Consider the following 21,813-nt stretch of genomic DNA (forward strand, 5'->3'; position numbering starts at 1 on the left):
ACAGTTACTAGCTAGCAGTTCTGAGAGGTCTTTTTTCAGGCGTGATCCATTAGTGTTGCCGCGTTTGAATTGGCTCGCCAAGTTAAAAAGTTGCTCACCCTGGGGTGGGCTTGTCTAGTGGTTTATTGCGGCAAGGTTATCTAATGATTCAAAATTTTTCTGAACAGAGTAAGTCTCTCATGAGCAAGTTGAAGGTCGATTCGCTGGCGTCTATGGGCGATCTATCTGCCGAAGAACTGCGTGAGCAATTGGGCGAGATGGTTGATATGGACGAGGCTCGCCAGTTACATGACCACGTACGCCGGGCACGCAACCAAACCCTGCTCGATGAGAAAAGTATCATCATCCGTAATTCTCCGCTTGTGCCGCAGAGCCTCCAGCACGTTAACGATGGGCCGATCGAGCGCCCAGGACGATACTGTGCCCCTGGAGATGTGGCCTCGATGTTTTCGCCGGCGGCTTACCTGGCAGAGCTGTATAAACAGGCGAAGGAGTTGTATCCCGCGAAAAACCCCTGGCATATCGACGAACGCCGCCCCGATCTGCGGCAATTGGTACTCAGCCAGAATAATCTGGACACGCCAATCAGTGCGCTCAGCCTGTCCAATGAGATATTGCTGAGCCGAGCGATTGCGGCGCTTACCCAGCCGGGCAGCCCGGCGTTGAATAATGACCAGCTCCTTGAAGCCCTGTCGACTGATGTCGGCACCAGCACGACGCCGTACCATCATCATCACAACCGCCTGCGCCAGGTGTTTGTCCAGAACGATCCGGATCTGTCGCACCTGCTGGCGGCACCCCACTTCACCAACCATCTGGATGACGCGGCACTGGCTTGCCTTCACTATGATATCTCGCCCGCGTTGCGCTGTTTATTGACGGACGACATCAACGAGGAGAATGCTGAGGCGCAGTTTATCAAGTACTTCCCTGGCATGACGCCAACCTCCATGATGCAGCCCGCGCGCTTGCGCAGTTGGTTTGGCCTGACAGACGCTGAGCTGCAAGGCTTCATGGGAGAAATGGATAAAGCCGAATACATTGGGCGCACGCTGACGACACGTGCCGATGACGAAATTATTCAGTTGACGTTGAGTGATACGCCTCCCAACATGCGTTATGTTCGGTTGTATCCATTGCATAACGACACTTGGCAGTTGGCGTTCAAGTTTCAGATCAATCGCGTTGTTAAATTTGAACTCAGTGGTCCTTTTGAGTTTGCACTGAAAGCGTCAGATTATGGGCTCGACCACTATGCGATAGATGTCGAGTATCGCCACAGTTTCGAATGGGCCGACGTGCCGGCCGAGGCCGCGCTCACCGCTAAATGGACGCGGTCCGCTAGCGCTGACCATGAGAGCCGTGAAAGCACGTTAAATGTTACCTGCACGCGGTTGTCGATCGCAGCGTACCTGCTTCAGTTGAACAAGATCGTGCGCCTGTACAAAGTGACCCAGCTGTCCCCACGGGCACTGCAAGACATCATAAACAGTGTCGACCCAAGCCAGATCACCGACCAGACGCTGGCCGTTGTTTTCCGTACCGCCCATTCAGTAAAGCGTTACGGCATCGATCACCAGGACGCGCTGCTCATGGCCAGGGGGTTTATCTCCGAAGCGTCCGACGGCATTGAAAAAAGCCAGTTCGACCGCCTGTTCAATGATCCGCCACTGGTTGCAGGCGGTTTGATCAGAGACAATACGCGGCTGCGCCTGCACCCAGACCATGCCAGCGAGCATGCCGACATCAAGGCAACCCTCAAGCGTGCCTGCCAGACCGATGACGAAGGGCTGCTCGAGCTGGGCCGGCTTATCAGTGGCCTTGCGGATGCTGACGTCGGCATGAATGTCATCATGTCCCATTTGTCCGCGCTGTACACCTTGAGCCTGTGGGCTCGGCATCACGGTCTGACGCTGTCTGAGCTGCGCCAACTGCTGCAGATGATGGGCGCGCCGCATCCGATGCACTCGCTGGACAACAGCGGATGGCAGCTGTTGTTGCAGGAGGTGCGCAGTACCACCGACTGGATGGCAGCCTGTGGCTGGACCGTTCACGATCTGCAACTGATGACCCGCGCTGTCGAGGCCATCCCAGCCAGTACCGAAGTCGGCAATCTACTCAACGACATGCGGGCCGCCTTGAGCGCCGCGCAACTCCCCGAAGCACCGACCGTGCAGGATCTGCTAGGCGTGCTTTCGCCCTTGATCGCCTCCACGTTCAACCTCAGTGGTGATGCGTTGGCGCACGCATTGTTGAACTGGGTAGACGGTGCCGAGCCGAGTGGGCTTACGCTGCAGCAGGCCTGCGAACGCCTGCGCAAGGCCGACCCAGCGGCCCCGCATGAACGTGCCTTGGTCGACTTTGCCTACACCCTCGCGCAAATGGCACTCATCGCACATGGATGCGGCGTCACAGGCGATGCGCTGCGCCTGTTGGTGGAAAAGCCGCAGTTGCTGGCAGCCAACGCCGGGCACAGTGGCAGCGCTGGCTTGCCGCGGAATGTCCAGACCCTCATGGCGCTCGGCAACTTCAGTGACTGGCTAAGCAAGCTAGCGGACCCGTCAGGCGCAGGCGGCGCACTGCTGGCGGCACTTGGAGAAGGTGCAGGCGTAACGTTGTCCCAGCTTTCTTTGACGACCGGTGTTGCTCAAGCGACATTGGCGCAGGCGGCTGCGCATGCACATGGCCAAGACGAGCTGAAAGAGCCGACAAAGGTCCACAGCTGGCAGGAAATCGAACTGCTGATGCAATGGGCGAAACTGACCGAAGCCTATGCCGTGATGCCGGACACGCTGGCAAAATTGCTGGCCCAGGACGACGACTGGGCCGAATGGCGGCAGATGGTAGACGCTTTTCAGGCAGGCCTGAAACCGTCGCAGGTCACTGCGGCCCATGCCGCCACGGAGCGGCCGCTCAGCCTGGCGCTGACTGGCGTGCTGGGCGCGAAAGAGCACTTCACTGTCGAAGCGCTGAACAAGCACCTGTTGATCGACGTCCTGAACGCCGAACAGGTGATAAGCAGCCGTATCGCCGAAGCGATGTCGGCCCTGCAGCAGTTCATCCACTGCACCCTGTCGACCCCAGAGGACCCGGCCAACGTGCGCCATGTTGTCCTGGGTCGCCAGTTTTTCAAGGACTGGACGCGTTGGAACGCCAGCTATGCCAACTGGGCTGCAGGGCAAATGCTGATGTACTACCCGGAGAACTACATCGACCCGACAGTGCGCCTGGGGCAAACCCCGGCAATGGACGACATGCTGCAAACGCTGGGGCAGGCGCAGATTAATGACGATACGGTGGGCGATGCCTTCCAGGGCTACCTGAGTGCGTTCGAGGAAGTCGCCAACCTAGAGACTATCAGTGGCTATCACGACAGCCGCGAAGCCGACACGGGCAAATCCTGGTTTATCGGACGTAGCCGTAGCCAGCTTCACCAGTACTGGTGGCGCACTGTGGACGAAGCCAAGCGTGCCCCCGAAGGCGTGCTGCCAGCCAATGCCTGGACCGCCTGGACAAAAATCGAACTGGCCCCGCAAGTGCAAGGGCGCCTGATTCGGCCTGTGGTATTCCGCGGGCGTCTGCACCTGGGCTGGGTAGAGCGCCAGGAGCAAATTATTACCCGCGATGACAACGGGCAGCCGAAACTGCGTGAGTGGAGCTGGACGTTCAAGCTGGCCTGGCTGCGCTATGACGGCAAGTGGAGCGTGCCCATCGAATATCCGTTGACAGTCAATATTGGCGATAAAACAGTTCTGGAAGACCTCTCGTTGTTTCTTGCCGCCTGGCCGCAACGTGATGGGCTGCTGGCAGCCATCTATGATCGGGCTGCAGAGAAAGTTAGCGAAGCTTCTATTGTTGCCGGCTTGGAGATTTCCGAGAACTTCAGCAGCCGCACGTTGGGCGGTGTCGAACTGTTCCTGGGGCCGGTGCAGCACTGGCTGGATACCACCATTGATACCAGCATGTGCGCGGTTTTCGAATGGCAGGAGCTGCCAACTGCGGAAAATCACATGCCGGTCACTGCCGGGAATGGTACGCCCAGCGGTTTTACGCAGTTTGATGCAAGCCTCGATGAAGCCAAGGTTATCGCTGGTGTAGGGGAGGCTGGGAACACCTACAGCCTGTATTTTCGCAGCCAGTTGTCGGTAGCGCAACAGCGGCCACCCATTGAAAATAAATGGGTTGAGGTCCTCCTTGCGCATTATCCTGTATTGGCCACAGAAACAAGAAAAATAAGCGGCCTGTTACGCAGTGATGAGGGTGCATTGCTGTTGCGTCGAGAAGGCAACGATTATTGGGGGTATCTGGTCATCAGTGCGTCACAAATGAGTACCTACTTCGGGCATAACAGTAGCTCTATTACATGGGTCGCTAACGAGCCGCGCTTATCTTATTGGACTGTGTTGCATAGGATTGAGAGCGTTGCCGGGGACGCAGTGGTCGCGCGCGCCCATTTTAAGCAAGAGGGTCAGTTAAGGCACATGAGTCTCTACTTTAATGAGGACTCGAGCTCAGACCCTTCACCAAGAAATATACCTGGGGTTTTGGGCTACACACAGCGCCATTTTGACGACACCCTCTACCCTCAGGATTACCTGAACCTGCTTGGCAGAGTGCCTGCTAATGAAGTGTTATGCCGCGTCTACAGCGTCGATGGCAAGCGCTTTAAAACCGCACAGGCCAGCCAGGAGTATGATCTGGCACAAGGGCCGGCACAGGTACGGTTGAACACCACCGCACCAATGGGCGATATCAGCGAGTGGGATGGGGCGAGCGAAGCCCTGCACCGCGTCGAGTACATGTTTGGCAACGGCAACACCCGCAACTACACCCTTAAGGTTTACAAAGATGCCGATGTACTCAAGACCGCCATCATCGGTGCCACTGATCAAGGCGCTCAGTATCTGGCGCACAGAGGGCAGGTAACCCGTCTTAACACCCTGTTCGCCCGGGAGCTGACGGTAAAGGCGGTCTCAGGGATCGACGCAATCCTGAACTACGACACCCAGCTCATGGCCGAGCCGAAACTTGGCGTCGTCGTGCGTCTGACACTTCCGGTGTACAAGGCTTCGTATCACGGCCCAGAGCGCTGGGCCGAAGTCTGGCTTGCTACCGACAAAGAGGAGCGCACCTTGCTTTGGAGGGGCCAGCTCAGCAACGCCAAGGTGCTCGCCAGCATGATGTTCGAGTCGGATCAGCGGTATGTCGGGCAACAGTTCTACCACTTGGAGACGAAATACAGCGCTAAACACAACAAGGCCATATCAGGCCTTAGCATCATGATCTCAAGCGAGACCCTGGCAATTCAGCGTGACTCTGATGCGGCATCTACCGGCCAAGTGCTGCTCAAGGACAATGTGGACAGTGTGCAGGTATTTGGCAGGAACGACACTGATAGCATGGATTTCACCGGCGCCAATGCCCTGTATTTCTGGGAGTTGTTCTACTACACCCCAATGTTGGTCATGCAGCGCTTCCTTCAGGAAGAACGCTTTGACCTTGCCGAACAGTGGCTGAAGTACGTGTTCAACCCGGCTGGCTACTCAATATCCGGCGTAGGCACACAGCGGATGTGGAATGTACGGCCGCTGGAAGAAGACAGCAGCTGGAACGACGACCCTCTGAAGTCGCTCGACCCGGATGCCGTGGCGCAGAACGACCCGATGCACTACAAGTACAACGTCTTCATGCGCCTGCTGGACATATGCATCGGCCGCGGCGATGCCGCCTACCGCAAGCTGCAGCGCGACACCCTCAGCGAAGCCAGTGTCTGGTACCAGCGCGCGGCGAGCCTGCTGGGCGACGCCCCCTGGGCACCGCCGGCAACGGGATGGAACGAACCCGTGTTGGGGCAGGCCGCAGTGCCCGGCGAAAGCCCGTTTCTGCCAGAGGTCAACCGCACCCTGCTCGGTTACTGGGAGGCGTTGCGCATTCGACAGTACAACCTGCGCCACAACCTGACCCTTGATGGCCAGCCGCTAAGCTTGCCGCTATACGCCACACCGGCCGACCCCAAGGCGTTGCTGGCCGCTGCAGTGGCGGCAGAGGCGAGTGGCGAACGTGGCCTGACGGAAGTCAACGACGTGCCGGCGCTGCGCTTCACCGTGTTGCTCGACGGTGCCCGCAGCATGGCCGCCCAGCTGATTCATTTTGGCAGCGAGATGCAATGGATTCTTGAGCGCCAGGATGCCGAGGCGTTGGCAGGCATGCTGGCCAGCCAGGGTGCGGAGCTTGCCGAGAGCAATGTGGCGCTGTTCAAGCACACCCTCAAGGAGCTGGCAGCCGACCGCGTGACCTTGCAAAGCTCGCTGGTGGCGGCCACGGCCAGTCGCAATCACTACCTGAACCTTTACCAAAGGAACATCTCTGATCGCGAGCGCCTTGCGCTGAAGTTGCGAACCGAGTCTGAACAGGCAGGTGCGGCTGAATCTGCCATTATGGCAGGTGCTTCGGTCATTGCCGCCTTCCCCAAGATCTTTGGTTTCGCTAACGGTGGCGGTAAACCGGAAGACATATTGAAGGCCGTTGCCTACGGCTTTGGCGCGCGCTCGAAAGTGTATGGCATCAAGGCATCGCGCCTTAGCCAAGAGGAGGTCTTCGCACGCCGTCGTGCTGACTGGAAGTTCCAGTATGAGTCGGCAGAGAAACAGATGGCGACCGTACAGGCTCAACTCGATGCCCTGGCAGTACGTGAAACCTCCGCCCACATGCAGATTGCCCACTTGAACACCCAAGCTGCCCATTCACAGGCCCAGCTTGCCTTGTTCCAAGGCAAGTTCACTGGCAAGGCCATGTACAGCTGGCTGCGCGCACGCCTGGCGAGCATTTTCTACACCTATTACGATCTCACCGTGTCGCGCTGCCTGATGGCACAAAAGGCCCTGCAGTGGGAAAAAGGCGACACGGATATGTACCTGCGCACCGGCACCTGGAACAGCGCCTGGGCGGGTTTGCTGTGTGGTGAGGGGCTGATGTTGGCACTGGGGCAGATGGAAACGGCCTGGGTGAAATGGCAGAAGCGCGAGCTTGAGGTGACGCGCACAGTGTCATTGGCCAGGCTTTTCGACGGCAAGCTCAGCTCGCAAGACAAAGCCGTAACCCTGGGTGAGGCGGTCAAGGCGCTGCTTGACGGTAAGACAGTTGAGGTCGATGACACGCTTGAAAACAGCAGCTTTGCACTGGCTGCGAACGGCATGCTATCGATCCAGTTCGGCCTTAAAACGTTGAACCTGGCAGCAGGCTTCGAAACTGCAGCTTCGCGACGCATCCGCAGCATTGCCGTCTCGCTGCCAGCCTTGCTGGGCCCCTACCAGGATGTGCATGCACGGCTGCTGACCAATGCCCAAGGCCTGCCTGCGGGCTGTGATGAGATGAACATCTCCCATGCCATGCAGGACAACGGCCAGTTCAGCCAGCTCAATGGTTACCCGGCATTTCGCCCAGGTAACCAGTTGCTGCCGTTCGAAGGGTTGCACATCGCCAAGGGGGATGATGACCAAGACCAGACCCAGATGACGTTGAACTTCGCCCAGCCCCAGGGCGATCAGCGGGCACTGCTGGAACGCCTCAGCGACATCATTTTGCACGTGCAGTTCACCGTTCGCTAAGGAGCAGGGGAGGGTACCCCGGTGCCCTCCCGCTGAGGCCAACTTCCTATTTCCTGACCCTTGCGCCAAGGCGCGGGGGTCGTCAAGGAGCAACATCATGAATGATATGTCTGTCACCCCTTCGGGTGCCGGCGGTGAACCTGTGTTCAGCCCCCCCTCGCTGCCCAAGGGCGGCGGTACGGTTTCGGCGGGCGGAGGCATGCTGTCAGTGGGCAGCGCCGACGGCGCCGCAGGTTGGTCGCTGCCATTACCATTGCCGGTCGGCCGCGCGTTGTCGCCGTCGTTGAGCCTGGCCTACCGTTCTTCGGCAGGTAATGGCGCATTCGGTGCTGGCTGGCAGTGTAGCCCGCCCACAGTCTGCCGCCTGGACCGCCTGGGGGTCCCCCGTTACACCCGCAGTGACCGTTGGCAGGGCCCCGACGGTGAAGAAATCCTGCTCGACCGCGGGGCGCCGCGCACTGTCGCCAGTTTGCCGTTTTCCGATACCCCCGCTGCTCACACGGTAACCGCTTGGGTGCAGCGCAGTGGCGGCCGCGACCAGCGCCTGGAGCATTGGCAAGCGCAAGCGAGCCCTGACTCGCCGGGCTTTTGGCTGCAATACCATGCCGACGGCAGCATTACGCTGTTTGGCTGGTCGGCCTCCGCACGCCTGGCCAAGCCCGGCAAACCGGCAGAGGTCGCGTGCTGGTATGCCGAAGAGACCGTCAGTGCCACGGGGGAGCATGTGGTCTACACCTACCGCAGCGAAGACCAGGCGGGCTGCGATGCGCACGAACAGGCCATGCACTCGCAGGTTGCCAACACCTACCTGGTCGCCGTCCACGCCATGAATGCAACCCCAAGCGCAGCGCTGCTGATACCGCAGCAGGCCTTTCGCCCGGACGATTTCATGACCGTGATGCAGTTCGACTACGGCGAGCGGGGCGTGGATGTGAACACCCCACCGGCGTTCGAGGTGAAGTCACCCTGGCCGGTGCGCGAGGACTGCTTTTCGTACTGGCGCTTGGGCTTCGATAAACGGGTGCGGCGGCTTTGCCACGAGGTGCTGCTGTGGCACCGTACGCGAATGATGGCCGGGGAGGCTGACCCAAGCCCGCAATTGGTTTCGCGCTTGCACCTGGGGTATGACGCATCGGGCGTCGCCTCGGTGCTGGTCGCCGCGCAACAGGTCGCGTACGAAACGGATGGCACGCCGTTGTTGCTGCCGCCGGTGGAATTCGAGCCGAGTCGCCCAGGGCGTGAGTACTCGTGCTGGGAGGCATTGCCCGACCTCGATGGCTTCTGCGCGCCGCACTGGCAGATGGTGGATCTTTACGGCGAGGGGCTGCCGGGTTTGCTGTTCCAGGATGCAGGTGCCTGGTGGTATCGCGCGCCAGAACGCAACAGTGACCTGGGTGGCGATGCCATCAGGTGGGGCGAGTCACAGGTATTACCGGGAGCACCCCGCCCCGGCACCGGGATGCTGGCCGACCTTGAGGGTGACGGCCAGCCGCAATGGCTGGTCAACCTGCCGGGTGTTCGCGGCAGCTTCACCCTGACGCCGGATGGGCAATGGCGTGACTTCATTGCCGCCGACGCCATGCCCAGCGAACTGGCCCATGGGGATGCGCAACTGGTCGATTTCAGCGGGGGCGGGCAGCAGGACCTGGTGATGATCGGGCCACGTAGCGTGCGCTTGTCTGCCAGGGTGCGTGGTGCCGGCTGGCAGCCGGCCAGCGACATCGTGGCAGGCCCCACGCTGCCATTGCCTGGCGGCGAGCACCGGCTGGTGGCATTTGCCGACCTGGCGGGTACAGGGTTGCAGCAATTGATCGAGGTCACGGCCGAGGGCGTCACCTATTGGCCGATGCTTGGCCACGGTCATTTTGCCAACCCTGTGCAGATGACGGGTTTTGCCATCGAACACTTCAACGCCGCGCGGGTATTGCTTGGCGATACCGATGGCAGTGGTACTACCGATATCCTTTATGTGGACGCTGACCGCATCCGGGTATTCGTCAGCCATAACGGCAATCGGTTTGTCGAAGGCTATTGCGTGCCGGCGCCTGAGGGGGTCGTGCTCGATGCCAGCTGTAAACTGCAACTGGTCGATTTGCGCGGGCAGGGTTGTGCAGAGCTGGTGTTGACTGTGCCGCACCTCTCTCCACGCAGCTGGGTGTACCGCTTCAACGACCGACGCCCCTGGTTGCTGGCTGAGGTGTGCAGCAACACCGGTGGCCGTACGCTGTTCGACTACCGCAGTTCGGCGCAGAGCTGGCTGGATGAAAAGCGTGCCCTGCAGGGGCAGGGCAAGGCAGCGATCAGTCGCTTGCCGTTCCCGGTTCACACCTTGGCCCAGGTGACCCTTGTGGACGACATCAGTGGCCTGCGTACCGTCAGTGGCATGCGCTATCAGAGCCCGGTCTGGGACCCTGTCGAGCGCGAGTTTCGCGGTTTCAGGCAGTTGATCCAGACCGACACCCTGAGCGACGCCCAGGGCACGGCCGCCGAGCGTTCGCCGCCGGCGCAAGTACGCCAGTGGTTCTTCAGCGGCATCGAAGACCTAGATAGCATCGCGCCACAGGGCTTTGATGCGCAGCGCAGCGCAGAGGCGGACTTTCCCTTGCAACCGGTGCGCTTCACCCGCCTTGAAGCTGATCACGATGTGCCTTACGTGCCGCAAGGTGCGGCCCGGCAGTGGCTGCTTTGTGCCTTGAAGGGGGCCCAAGTACGCAGTGAAACCTACGGCCTTGACGGCACTGAACACGCTGGGCTGCCGTACAGCATCACCCGTAAGCGCTGGCAAGTGCGGGTTTACGAGACCGCGCACGCCGACCGGCCCGCAGCCTTGGTAACGCCAGTAGAGACCCTGGCCTTCACTACCGAGCGCATTGTCCAGGACCCGGTTATCACGCAGAAACTGGTGATTGGCCAGGACAAGTACGGCCATGTCCTGCAGCAGGTGCAGGTGCATTACCCGCGCCGGGTCGCAGTCTCCCCATCGCCTTATCCAGCTTCGCTGCCAGCCGGTTTGCTGGACGATGCCCGCGACCCTCAGCAGGACGTAGCCTGGCTTGAGCACGCGCGCCATCGGGTACGTAGCCTGGAGGACGGCCATGATTACGTGTCCGGGTTGATCGAAGCGACCCGTACCGATGTGCTTGCGCTGCCAACGCACGCGCTGCCACAGGGCGGCTTCAGCGTGGAGCACCTGCTGGCACCCGACAGCCCGTTGCAGGGCCTGGACGCTGCCACGCTGTCGGGCTACCAGCGCAAGCAATGGTGCGATGCCCAGGGGCAACTGACCGCGGCGCCAATCCGCCAGGCGCTGGTGGCCTACCGCGAAACCGCCATGCTCGAACACGCCACCTTGGCTGCGCTCGAGACAACGCTTTTGCCGCACGAGCTGGCACAGTGGCAGGCCAACGGCGGCTATCACCTCATCGCCTTGGCCGAGGACGGCAAGCGGGTGTACGTCAGCCGCCACGACTTGAGCAGGCACCAGGGTGCGCCTCTGTTCTATCGACTGGCCACGCTGCGTGCCAGCGAGCTGCTTGGCGAACAGCGAGTTGACTGGAGCCCACACGCCCTGCAAGTGTTGAAGATAACCGACGCCGCTGGCCTGGAAACCGGCTTCGAGTATGACTGGCGTTTCCTCACGCCCGTAGCCATGACCGATGCCAACGACAACCAGCACCAGGTCAGCCTCGATGCCTTGGGGCGAGTGACACAAACCCGCTTCCACGGCACGGAACAGGGCCAGTTGGCCGGCTATAGCAGCAAGGCATTCACGCTGCCGGCAACGGTAGAGGGCATCCTGGCGCTCGAAGGAGGCGAGGTACCCGTGGCCACGGCGCACCGGGTGGTGACCGACAGCTGGATGCCCTTGGCACGTGACAGCCAAGGGCGCCTTGTGGTTACCCGTATGGGCGAGCTGGGGCTGCGTCGCCTGCTCAAGGCCAATGGCCTGCCCGCTGGGGACGACGGCGAAAGCCGCCAGCCGCCACATATCATCAGCCTGCAGACCGACCGCTACGACGGCGACCCCGCGCAGCAGCTGCGGGTAAACGTGACGCACAGCGATGGTGCCGGCCGCCTGTTGCAGACCGCCGTGCTGAATGCGCCTGGCGATGCGTGGGTGCGCACCGTCGCAGGCAGCCTCGAGCGCGATGCCAACGGTGCTGCACGCGTGCAGCCGGCAGCGCGACGTTGGGCGGTGACAGGCAAGACCGAGTACGACAACAAAGGCCAGCCCGTGCGCACCTGGTTGCCGTACTACCTCGATGACTGGCGCCCTGTAAGCGATGACAGCGGCCACCCCGGGCTGTATGCCGATACCCAGCTGTATGACGCCATGGGGCGCGTTTACCGCGTCCTCACCGCCGCGGGCTGGGAACGGCGTACCGAGTACTACCCCTGGTTCACGGTAGCGCAAGACGAAAACGACACGGCCTGAACGCGACCTTGATGGCGCGCGCTACCTGGCGCACGCCATGCCACTCAACCCCATGCAGAATTCAAGAACAGGAGGCACGCGATGCTTGCTCTTTCGGACAATGCTGTCCATCGCAATACCCCTACCGTCACGGTCGTGGACAACCGCGGCCTGGTGGCCCGGACCATCCACTACCACCGCCACCCGGACACACCGACCCTGACGCAACCTCGGATTACACGCCAGCAGTATGACGCCAAGGGTTTCATGACCCACAGCAGCGACCCGCGCCTGCACGCCAGCGGCCGGGGTAACTTTGCCTGGCTGACCGACCTGGTCGGTACCCCGGTGTGCACCCAAAGCGCCGACGCCGGCGTGTCGATCAACCTGAGCGACGCAGCAGGGCGCCCGTTGCTGGCCGTATCGCGAATCGCGCTCGATGAACACGGCGAGCACCTGCGCAGTGAAGCGGTCACCCGCACCTGGCATTACGAGAACGCCAACCTGCCTGGGCGCCTACTGGGGATCAGCGAACAGGTCAACGGCGACGTGGTGTGTCGGCTGGAGCGGCTGATTTATGCCGGCAACAGCGCCGCAGAAAAAGCCCACAATCTGGCGGGCCAGGCTAGTCAGCACTACCACACCGCCGGTTTGCTGCAGACCCATGGCGTTGGCATGACCGGCGTCCCGCTAGCGACCACACAGCGCTTGCTGGCGGATGCCGATAACCCGCAGGTGGGGGCGGACTGGCAAAGTGAACAGCCTGCCGATTGGGAGGCCCAACTGCAGCCGGAAAGCGAAGCCAGCACCACGCTGACTACGGTGGATGCGACCGGTGCACCCTTGACCACGCGTGATGCCGCAGGCCATCTGCGTCGCCAGGCTTACGATGTGGCTGGCCTACTCACGCAGCGTTGGCTGACGCTCAAGGGCTGCCCTGAGCAAGCCATCCTCAATGCCCTGAGCTATTCGGCTGCCGGGCAAAAGCTGCGCGAGGAGCACGGTAACGGCTTGGTCATCCAATACTGCTACGAACCGCGCACACAGCGGCTGGCCGAAGTCCGTACCGAGCGCCCGACAGGGCACGCGCAAGGGGCCAAGGTGCTGCAAGACCTGCGCTACGCCTACGACCCGGTGGGCAATGTGCTCAGCGTGCGCAACGACGCCGAAGAAACCCGCTTCTGGCGCAATCAGAAAGTCGAACCGCTAAGCACCTATGTCTATGACAGCCTGTACCAGCTGGCCAGCGCCACCGGGCGCGAGATGGCCAATGCCGGCCAGCAGGGCGCCAACCTGCCGGATATGGCGCTCCTCGATAACGTCACCTACAGCCGCTACAACCGCACCTATACCTACGACATGGCGGGCAACCTGACCCGCATCCGCCACAGCGCGCCTGCCACAAACCATAGCTACACCACCGATATCACCGTCAGCGACCGCAGCAACCGGGCGGTGCACAGTGCGCTCACCCAGGACCCGGCCGCCGTCGACGCGTTGTTCAATGCCAGTGGCCAGCAAAAGGCGTTGTTGCCGGGGCAGCAATTGAACTGGACACCGCGCGGTGAGTTGCACGCCGTTACCCAGGTCATGCGCGAAGGGGCGGAGGACGATGGCGAAAGTTACCGCTATGACATCGGTAACCAACGCGTGCTCAAGGTCAGTACCCAAAAGACCGCGACCCACATGCGCACGCAACGTGTGCAGTACCTGCCAGGCCTGGAGCTGCGCAGTACAACTCAGGGCGGCACGCTGACCGAGCAGTTGCAGGCGGTGCTGGTGGGCGAAGCCGGTCACGCCCAGGTGCGGGCCTTGCACTGGGCTGCAGGTAAACCGCCAGAACTTGCCGACGCGCAACTGCGTTACAGCTACGCCGACCAGCTGGGCAGCGGTTGCCTGGAGGTCGATGGCAGTGGTGCGGTGATCAGCCGAGAGGAGTACTACCCGTACGGCGGCACTGCGGTATGGGCCGCTCGCAGCGAAATGCAGGGGCGCTATAAGTGCGTTCGTTATTCGGGCAAGGAGCGCGATGCGACGGGGCTGTACTACTACGGGTATCGCTATTACCAGCCCTGGTTGGGGCGGTGGTTGAGTGCGGACCCGGCAGGCACGGTGGATGGCTTGAACCTGTACGCGATGGTGCGTAACAACCCGATGACATTGGTTGATGAATTGGGGTTGAGGGGCAAAGGGAACAAGAACAAGGGCGGGGGGAACAGTTCCGGAGCACAAGGCACGCCGGTTGCCAGCGGAAGTGGTGACGCTGTAAAGGAGCCGGTCGCGTCAACCTCTGCTTCAGCAGGGCCGAGCCGTGACGCTGCTGGTGCGGTGGCCTCATCTTCTCGCCCAGAGCCACCTGCTGCAGATATTCCGGATGAGGACGTATGGGATGTCGTACCTACTCGTAAGGATAAACAGGAAAGAAAGGCGGAAAAAAAGAAGGAGAGTACTGAACAAGAAGTCAATTTCGAGAGTGGGTTCGGTCTTCCTGACAGCAAACTGTTTAACTATCTGAAGTCGGAGCTCCCTACGAATAGACAAGGAAATCTGAGCAGCATTTTGGCAATAGGCCAAAGGATAAACCCCGACCCCGAGAAGGGTTTACGACAGGTTGTTTTCATGGAAAACGGTGTAAACAAAGAGGGTTTAAGGCATGTCACCGGTGAACACCGAGCCCACCTCAGAAACGTAGGCATTGAAACAAGATCAGATATCATCAAGGCGGTGATGACGGCCTTGATCCATGGCAAAATCGTCGGCATCCAAGGTTTAAGGGCTGGCAAAGACGGTCGACCGATTTATGAGTTCGATTTCAAAGGGAAAAAGCACCTCCTCGCGGTTCAGCTCACAAATGAAAATAGTGTGTTGGGCGCCAATCCTAAGGAGCTCGGCGTCAGTTACCAAGAGAGAATGAACTGGGCGCAGTCGCCTAAACGCTAGCTGATGGGATATTTCATGTCGGATATCTTCTATTTTTGGCGCCAAATATGATAGGACGGACGCCTGAAGACGCCTAGAATGACACCCACTTCGGATGTCATGTGAGCAGCGTCCATGGTCGCCCTACAAGATCAACAACAACCACCGCCCCCCGAAGCCGCCTCGCAGATCAAACCTGAACTGCGGGTTGGCTTCGTGCTCCTCAACCAGTTCACCTTGGTCCCGGTCGCCGGCCTGGTCGACTCGTTGCGCTTCGCCGCCGACAAGTCGTTCCGCAGCCAGCAAGTGTATTGCCAATGGGACTGGATGACCCTGGACGACCAGCCGATCACCGCCAGTTGCGGCATGCCCATTTCGCCGACCAAACCGCTCAACCTGTTTGCCCAGTACGACTACATCGTGCTGGCGGGCGGGCTGCTGGGCGAAACGCGTAATCCCCCAGACTGGCTACTCGATGCGCTGCGTGAGGTGCATGCGGCCAATATCCCGATCATTGCCCTGTGTTCAGGTTCGTTCGTGCTGGGTAAGGCCGGCCTGCTCGATGGCCGGCGGTGCGCGTTGCATTTCACCTTGCGCGATGAGTTCAAGGAGCGCTTCCCGCTGTCCACCGCCGTGATCGACAAGAGCTATGTGGATGACCGCGGCATCATCACCTGCCCGGGCGGCACGGCCATCGACCTGGCGGCCAGCCTGATTCGCCGGCACTGTGGTGCGGTGCGGGCGCAGAAGGGCTTGGAGTACCTGCTGGTGGACGAGCGTGCCGACGCGCAAGAGGACAAGGCCGCCAGCGAAAGCGTTTACCAGAACGACCGTGTGCAGCGGGCCATTGCCTTCATGCGCGCCAACCTGGATGCCTCGATGACCCTCAAGGCCGTGGCTGAGGCAGTGGGCACGCACCCGCGGCAGTTGCACCGCGAGTTCGTTGCCAATACACAAGAGCCACCGGCCAACTACTGGCGCAAGCTGCGCCTGGACCACGCCCGGCGCTTGCTGGTGAATACCAGCCAGAACATCACCACCATTGCCTTGGCGTGTGGGTTTTCCGATGCATCGCACTTCATCTTGTGGTTCCGCAAGCAGTACGGCGAAACGCCTTACAGCTTCCGCAAACGGCGGCATGAAGTGGAGCGGTTTGACTGGCATGGGGACAAAGTAGGCTTGGACCCGGAGCTGTAGCTGTGTAGCCATCTCCAGCGCTACCCGTGTAGGCGCTGGCTTGCCTGCGAATGGGCCGCAAAGCGGCCCCGGCGCTATCAAAGCTGACCAAAAGCCTGAATCTCGATCCGATACTCAGGCGCCGCCAGCGCAGCCCCCACACACGCCCGCACCGGTGGCTGCTGCCCGACCCAGGCGTCATACACCTCATTCATCGCCGCAAACTCCCCCATGTCAGCCAGCCAGATCTGCACGCGGGTGAGGTTGCCCTTACCTGCGCCAACCTGTGCCAGCCACTGCTCCAGCTGCGCCAGCACGCACCGCGTCTGCGCAGCGATATCGCCCGGTGCAAGGGCGACGATCCCGGAGGTTTCCAGGCGGCCATCCACCAGAACCATCTGGCTCGCCCGTTTGCCGGGGTTGATACGTTCGATCATCAGCGCGCTCCTCAGAACAGTACGTAGGTCTTGCGCAGGGTCTCGTGGATCTCCCACACGCCTTCGCAGTTCTCTGGGAACAGCACCGCATCGCCCGCCCGCAGCTCGACCGGCTCGCCACCGTCGGGGGTAAAGGTGCAGCTGCCGCTGACGATATGGCTGAACTCGCGGTTTTTCAGGAAGCGGCGGAACACCCCGGGGCTGCTTTCCCAGACGCCGATGCTGGCGCCCACCGCTTCATCGGTCTGGTCCTGGGCGCTGGCGGCGTGGGCGATCGGTTCGCCGATCGGCAGCCGGGCAGGGGCTGGCGTGCCCAGGGGCGAGGCAGCGGCATTGCGGACAACGGTAAGCACGTGGCTCATGGTGTGGCTCCTTCAGGCTTTACGGGCAACGGTTTTGTAGGACGGTGACGGTGCAGGGGCGGCCCCGCCCAACGCGGCGGCTTGCTGCAGGTCGAGCTTGCTGGTCTCTGGGGCGAGCCACCACGAGATCAGTGCACCGAACAGTGAGATCAACGCGGCGGCGAACATGGTGTTGGCAATGCCATAGGTGGCCAGGGAAATAGGCACCAGGTAGGTGCCCACGGCCGCGCCGATACGCGACAGCGAAGTGGCCAGGCCAACGGCAGACGCGCGGATCTCGGTGGGGAACAACTCGTTGGGGTAGACGTATTCCAGCACCTGAGCGCCGCCAATCAACACCGCGTAGGCGCCAAACAGCACCAGCACGGTGGTGGGCGATGCGTCGGGGAACACGCCCAGCAGCACCAGCGACATGCCCGACCAGAGGAAGCTGTGGATCAGCATCTTGCGCCGCCCCAGGCGGTTGATCAGCTTGGTTGCCAGCAGGCAGCCAAGGGTGAACAGCAGGGTGATGGCGATCGAGCCGTAGGCGGCCCAGTCGCCGGTGAGCTTCAGCGCCTGCAGCACCTTTGGGGCGAACGCGTAGATGGCGAACAGCGGGACGATGGCGCAGGTCCAGAACAGGGTGACGAAGGCCATGCGTTTGCCGTAGCCGGAGTGGAACAGCGACCACACCGACACCGGTTTGCCGCTGACGTGTTCGGGCAGGTCGGCGATGGAGTAATCCGGGCCATAGACGCGTTTGATCACGGCATCCGCCTCGGCAGTACGCCCCTTGCTCAGTAGCCAACGTGGCGATTCTGGCGTACCGCTACGGGCAATCAGGAACAACGCACCCGGGACCAACGCACTGGCCAATACCCAGCGCCAGCCGTCATCGCCGCCGACGCGCAGCAACAGTTCACCGACCACATAGGCCACAGCGGCCCCGGCGAACCACATCAGTACCATCGCCGCCAGCAGCGGCCCGCGTTGCTTGCGTGGCAGGAACTCGGCCAGCAGCGAGGTAGCGATCGGGTAGTCGGCGCCGACCGCGATACCGATCAACAACCGCCAGGCGAACAACGCCCAGGCCGACTCGACCCAGAACTGCGCTACCGAAAAACCGACAATGGCGATCAGGTCGACCAGGTACAGCACCTTGCGCCCGTACTTGTCGGTGAACCAGCCACCCAGGAAGCCGCCGAGGAACACCCCGATCAGCGCCGAAGCCGCAATCAGCCCCTCCCAGAAGGCCGACAGTTGCAGGGCCTGGGTGATCTGCAGCATGGCCACGCCGATGATGCTCAGCACATAGCCGTCGAGGAACGGGCCACCGGCGGAATAGACCGTCAGTTTGCGGTGGAACGCATTGAGTGGCGCATCTTCGACGGAGCGTTTGGGGACAGACATTGGACTTACCTCTTGTTGTTATTTGACGCACTTGCGTGGCGGCACTATGGCACCGGGTTGCAGGGGTTCCCTATAACGGTTCGGACGGGTCGTGGGATGGCATTGCGAGGTGTGAATGGCACTGTAGGAGCAGCCTTGTGCTGCGAAGAGGCCGGCGACATCAGCCAAGATTTACGGCGTTGTCACCGGCCTCTTTGCAGCACAAAGCTGCGCTTACCGCGACCGAGTCAACAGCGCATCCAGCACCACTTCGCAGGCCGCACCCCAGCTGGCACTTACCGGTTGATGCATCAACACGGCCAGCCCATCGGCGGTAAAGGTGCCCGGCGTGGCAATCGCTTGCCCCAGGGCCTTGAGCGTGTGTTCGGGTTGGCGCTGGGCACTGCTCACACAGTCGTGCAGGTTGCCCAGCACCAAGGCGCGTGCCTCGGTTGCGGGCAGGCCTTTGTCAGCCAGCCAGTGCTGCAGGTCGTGCAAAAGGAAGTAGAACCAGCCATTCATGCACGCGGCCACCGTGGCCAGCTCGAATGCGGCTTCATCCTGCAATACCACCAGGTTGCCCAGCGCGGCCAGGCATTGCTCAGTGGGGGCATCCGGGGGGTAGACGACTACCGTGGACTGGTTGTGTTGCGCGGCATAAGACAGCATCACGCGCACGCAGTGAGCGGCGGGGAAGGCGGCTTGCAGCTGTTGCAGGTTCACACCTGCTGCCAACGACAGCAGGCGTTGCCCGGGGTGCAGATGTACCTCGCCGGCCAGGTGTGCCAGTGATTCTGGGCGCACGCCCAGCATCAGCACCTCGGCCTGATCGACTACCGCCTGATTGCTCGGCAGTACCTGGCAACCGTGTGCGTGGGCCAGAGTTTCGGCGCGCTGGGCGTTGCGTGGCGACAGCAGGATCGCGCCGTCGAAACCACCGCGGCGCAGGCCGATAACGACTTTTTCGGTCAGCTCGCCGACCCCGAGGATGCCCAGGCTACGCATGATGCCTCCTTGTCAGCTTTCCAGGCCGGCGCGGCGCTGGCCCCAGTGCAGGTTCAGGTTGACGCCCAGGCTCAGCAGCGGCTCCGGCGGGTTGCGGTTGGGCCCGGCCGAGCCCAGCAGGAAGTCGATCAGCTCGTCACGCTCGCCACTCAGCCAGTCGGCCAACAGGGTCCCGGTGGCAGTGCCACGGGTAATCCCCAGGCCGTTGCAGCACAGCGCCGCATGGACATTGGGTGCCAGCGTGCCGAAGTGCGATTGGTGGTTGCGCGACAGGCACATCGAACCGCCCCAGGTGAATTCGAACGGCGTACCCGCGAGCATCGGGAAGCGCCGCTCGAACGACGCCCGGTGCTGTCGCCCAGCGCGTTGCAGGTGGCGCTGGTTGGCGCGCCCATCGGCGTTGAAACTGAAGCTGTTGCGCACCAGCAGGCGCTGGTCCGGGGTGCGTCGCAGGGTGCTGCCAAACGGGTCAGCGGGGATGATGCCCCAGGTCGCCTTGCCACCCAGGCGTGCTTGTTCGTCTTCGCTCAGGGGCCGGGTCATGCTGGCGTAGGTGAAAATCGGCAGCAGCCGCCCCGGCAGGAAGCCGAAGTACGAGGCGAAGGCGTTGTTGGTCAGCAGCAACTGCTCGGCAACGATCTCGCCATGGGCATGCGCGAGGGTGATGCGCGTGCCCTGTTCGATGCGAGTGATGGTGGTGTGTTCGTACAGCGTCACGTTGCTGGGCAGGCTGTCTGCCAGGCCTTTGGCCAAGGCGGCCGGCTGCAGTAACTGGGTACCTGGGGTGTACAACGCTTTGCGGTAGAACGCGGTGCCGAAGTGCTCGGGCAGGTCACGGGCATCGATCATCTGGTAGGGCTGGCCGAGTTTCTCCAGGCCGCTGCGGTACGCTTCGAGCACCGCCAACCCCTTGTCTTCGACCGCCGCCTGGTACTTGCCGTCTGGGCGGATCTGGCAGTCGATACCATGCTGCTGGATCAGCGTGTGCAGTATCGACTGAGCGCGCAGGTTGAGCTTGAGGTTCATCCGCGCGGTGGCCAGTTCACCGATGTAGTCCGGTGCGCCGATGTCATGGGGCAGGTCGATGGCAAAGCCCGAGTTGCGCCCCGAGGCGCCAAAGCCGACTTCCTGGGCTTCGAGCAGCATCACCTCATCATCCGGGTGATGCAGCGCCAGCTGCCGCGCGGCGGCAAGGCCGGTGAAGCCAGCGCCGAGCACCACCCAGCGCGCTTCGCTCCGCCCCCGGTGCGCGGCACGTGGCTGGCGCAGGGGGCTGAGGTGGAACCAGCCGCAACCGTTGTCGTCCGCGGGGGTAGAGGTGTTTCTGTACATGGGTTTTATCCGTGTTGTTTTCTTCACTGTCGCATGGCCCGGGCGCGGGGCATATAACGGGAATGACGGGTCGTGGGAGGTTTTGAATTGACCGCGACAAGCCCTGCGTGATTTGCTCGGTTTGCCGGTGACTGGCCCGCGCAAAGGCCCCGGCACTCAACGATCATTCAAAGGAAACTGAAGGTCTGCCATGTCCGAATACACGCTCCACTGCTTCGCCGAATCCGGCAATGCCTACAAAGCCGCCCTTATGCTCGAACTCACCGGCCAGCCTTGGCAGCCGGTGTTCGTCGACTTTTTCAACGGCCAGACCCGCGAGCAGGCCTGGCGCGATGAAGTGAACGAGCAGGGCGAGGTGCCGGTGCTCGAACACGCGGGCAAGTCGTTCACCCAATCGGCCTTGATCCTGGAATACCTCGCTGAGCAAACCGGCCAGTTTGGCCCACGCGATGAGGACGAAAAGCGCGAGATCTGGCGCTGGATGCTGTTCGACAACCACAAGTTCACCAGCTACTACGCGGCGCTGCGGTTTATCTATTGCCTGAAACAGATGGGCGAAACCGATGTGACCAAGTTTTTGCGTGATCGCGCCACGGCGGCCTATCGCATCGTTGATGCGCATTTGGCGAAGACGCCGTTCATGGTCGGCGGGCGCTTGACCATCGCCGACCTGTCGTTGGCGGGTTATGTGTTCATGCCTGAAGACACGGGTATCGCGCTGGACGAATTCGTTCATATCGAGGCCTGGAAAGCGCGGATCAAGGGCACGCCAGGCTGGAAACACCCCTATGACCTGATGCCGCGGACAGCGCCTGTTCAAGCGCCATTCGGATGACTGGTCGTGACAAGCGCTAGCGCATGACTACGCTCAGGACGTAAGACACATTCTGCAACAACTGGCCAGTTGGCCCTGATGGATCTCGCTCACCCGCTGCAGATGGAAGGCCGCACTGGTTTGCAGGTCGCCCCATGGGGGGCCGGAACTCACGGGGTGTCAATGTGCAAGCCCCGTGCTACTCCAAGCGGAGGCTCTACATGCTCAAAAAATGCTTGTTGGCTTTGGCAATCGGCGCGGTTTTGTCAGCGTCGGCCGTGTTGGTGCCTGACTCCATTGGCGGTGCGTCCAGCGCGTATGCGAAGGATGGCGGTGGTGGAGGTGGCGGCGGCCATGGTGGCGGCGGTGGCGGCGG

10 protein-coding genes are annotated in these 21,813 nt (G+C 61.6%); 5 read left to right on the plus strand and 5 right to left on the minus strand.

All coding sequences use genetic code 11. The features are described 5' to 3' along the window. The first annotated feature begins 143 nt into the window (after nt 1-143). From MFF34_RS08135 to MFF34_RS08150, 4 genes are all read left to right on the plus strand, one after another. Nucleotides 144-7,607: a neuraminidase-like domain-containing protein gene (locus MFF34_RS08135; protein WP_238212228.1), complete on the plus strand. Its 7,464-nt coding sequence runs from the start codon at nt 144-146 to the stop codon at nt 7,605-7,607. A gap of 97 nt (nt 7,608-7,704) precedes the next feature. Next, nucleotides 7,705-12,042 (plus strand): SpvB/TcaC N-terminal domain-containing protein, encoded by a 4,338-nt coding sequence (locus MFF34_RS08140; protein ID WP_238212230.1) that lies wholly within the window; start codon nt 7,705-7,707, stop codon nt 12,040-12,042. An 81-nt stretch (nt 12,043-12,123) separates the two neighbouring features. Next, nucleotides 12,124-14,961 carry an RHS repeat domain-containing protein gene (locus tag MFF34_RS08145; RefSeq protein ID WP_238212251.1) on the plus strand — a complete coding sequence of 946 codons (2,838 nt, stop codon included), beginning with the start codon at nt 12,124-12,126 and terminating at the stop codon, nt 14,959-14,961. A 114-nt stretch (nt 14,962-15,075) separates the two neighbouring features. Further along, complete coding sequence (locus tag MFF34_RS08150; protein WP_238212253.1) at nt 15,076-16,137, plus strand: GlxA family transcriptional regulator; 1,062 nt, start codon at nt 15,076-15,078, stop codon at nt 16,135-16,137. A gap of 77 nt (nt 16,138-16,214) precedes the next feature. Here the strand turns inward: MFF34_RS08150 and MFF34_RS08155 are convergent, their stop codons facing one another. From MFF34_RS08155 to MFF34_RS08175, 5 genes are all read right to left on the minus strand, one after another. Further along, the gene (locus tag MFF34_RS08155; RefSeq protein WP_027593698.1) at nt 16,215-16,553 is read right to left on the minus strand and encodes a RidA family protein; all 339 of its coding nucleotides are present in this window, start codon (nt 16,551-16,553) and stop codon (nt 16,215-16,217) included. Between the two features lie 11 nt (nt 16,554-16,564). Further along, nucleotides 16,565-16,915, minus strand: coding sequence for a cupin domain-containing protein (locus MFF34_RS08160; RefSeq protein WP_238212255.1), 351 nt, complete (start codon nt 16,913-16,915; stop codon nt 16,565-16,567). Nucleotides 16,916-16,927: 12 nt separating this feature from the next. Beyond that, nucleotides 16,928-18,307 carry an MFS transporter gene (locus MFF34_RS08165; RefSeq protein WP_027593696.1) on the minus strand — a complete coding sequence of 460 codons (1,380 nt, stop codon included), beginning with the start codon at nt 18,305-18,307 and terminating at the stop codon, nt 16,928-16,930. Between the two features lie 213 nt (nt 18,308-18,520). Continuing rightward, entirely contained in the window at nt 18,521-19,291 is a 771-nt protein-coding gene (locus MFF34_RS08170) for an NAD(P)-binding domain-containing protein (protein WP_238212265.1), read from the minus strand. Nucleotides 19,292-19,303: 12 nt separating this feature from the next. Further along, nucleotides 19,304-20,623 (minus strand): FAD-binding oxidoreductase, encoded by a 1,320-nt coding sequence (locus tag MFF34_RS08175; protein ID WP_238212283.1) that lies wholly within the window; start codon nt 20,621-20,623, stop codon nt 19,304-19,306. 190 nt (nt 20,624-20,813) lie between these two features. Here MFF34_RS08175 and MFF34_RS08180 point away from each other — a divergent pair, with 190 nt between their 5' ends. Then, nucleotides 20,814-21,458, plus strand: a complete 645-nt coding sequence (locus MFF34_RS08180; protein WP_099428956.1) for a glutathione S-transferase family protein — start codon at nt 20,814-20,816, stop codon at nt 21,456-21,458. Nucleotides 21,459-21,813: the final 355 nt, after the last annotated feature.

It is taken from the genome of Pseudomonas sp. PAGU 2196, assembly GCF_022179005.1.
In the GTDB taxonomy this organism is placed as follows: Bacteria; Pseudomonadota; Gammaproteobacteria; order Pseudomonadales; family Pseudomonadaceae; genus Aquipseudomonas; species Aquipseudomonas kermanshahensis.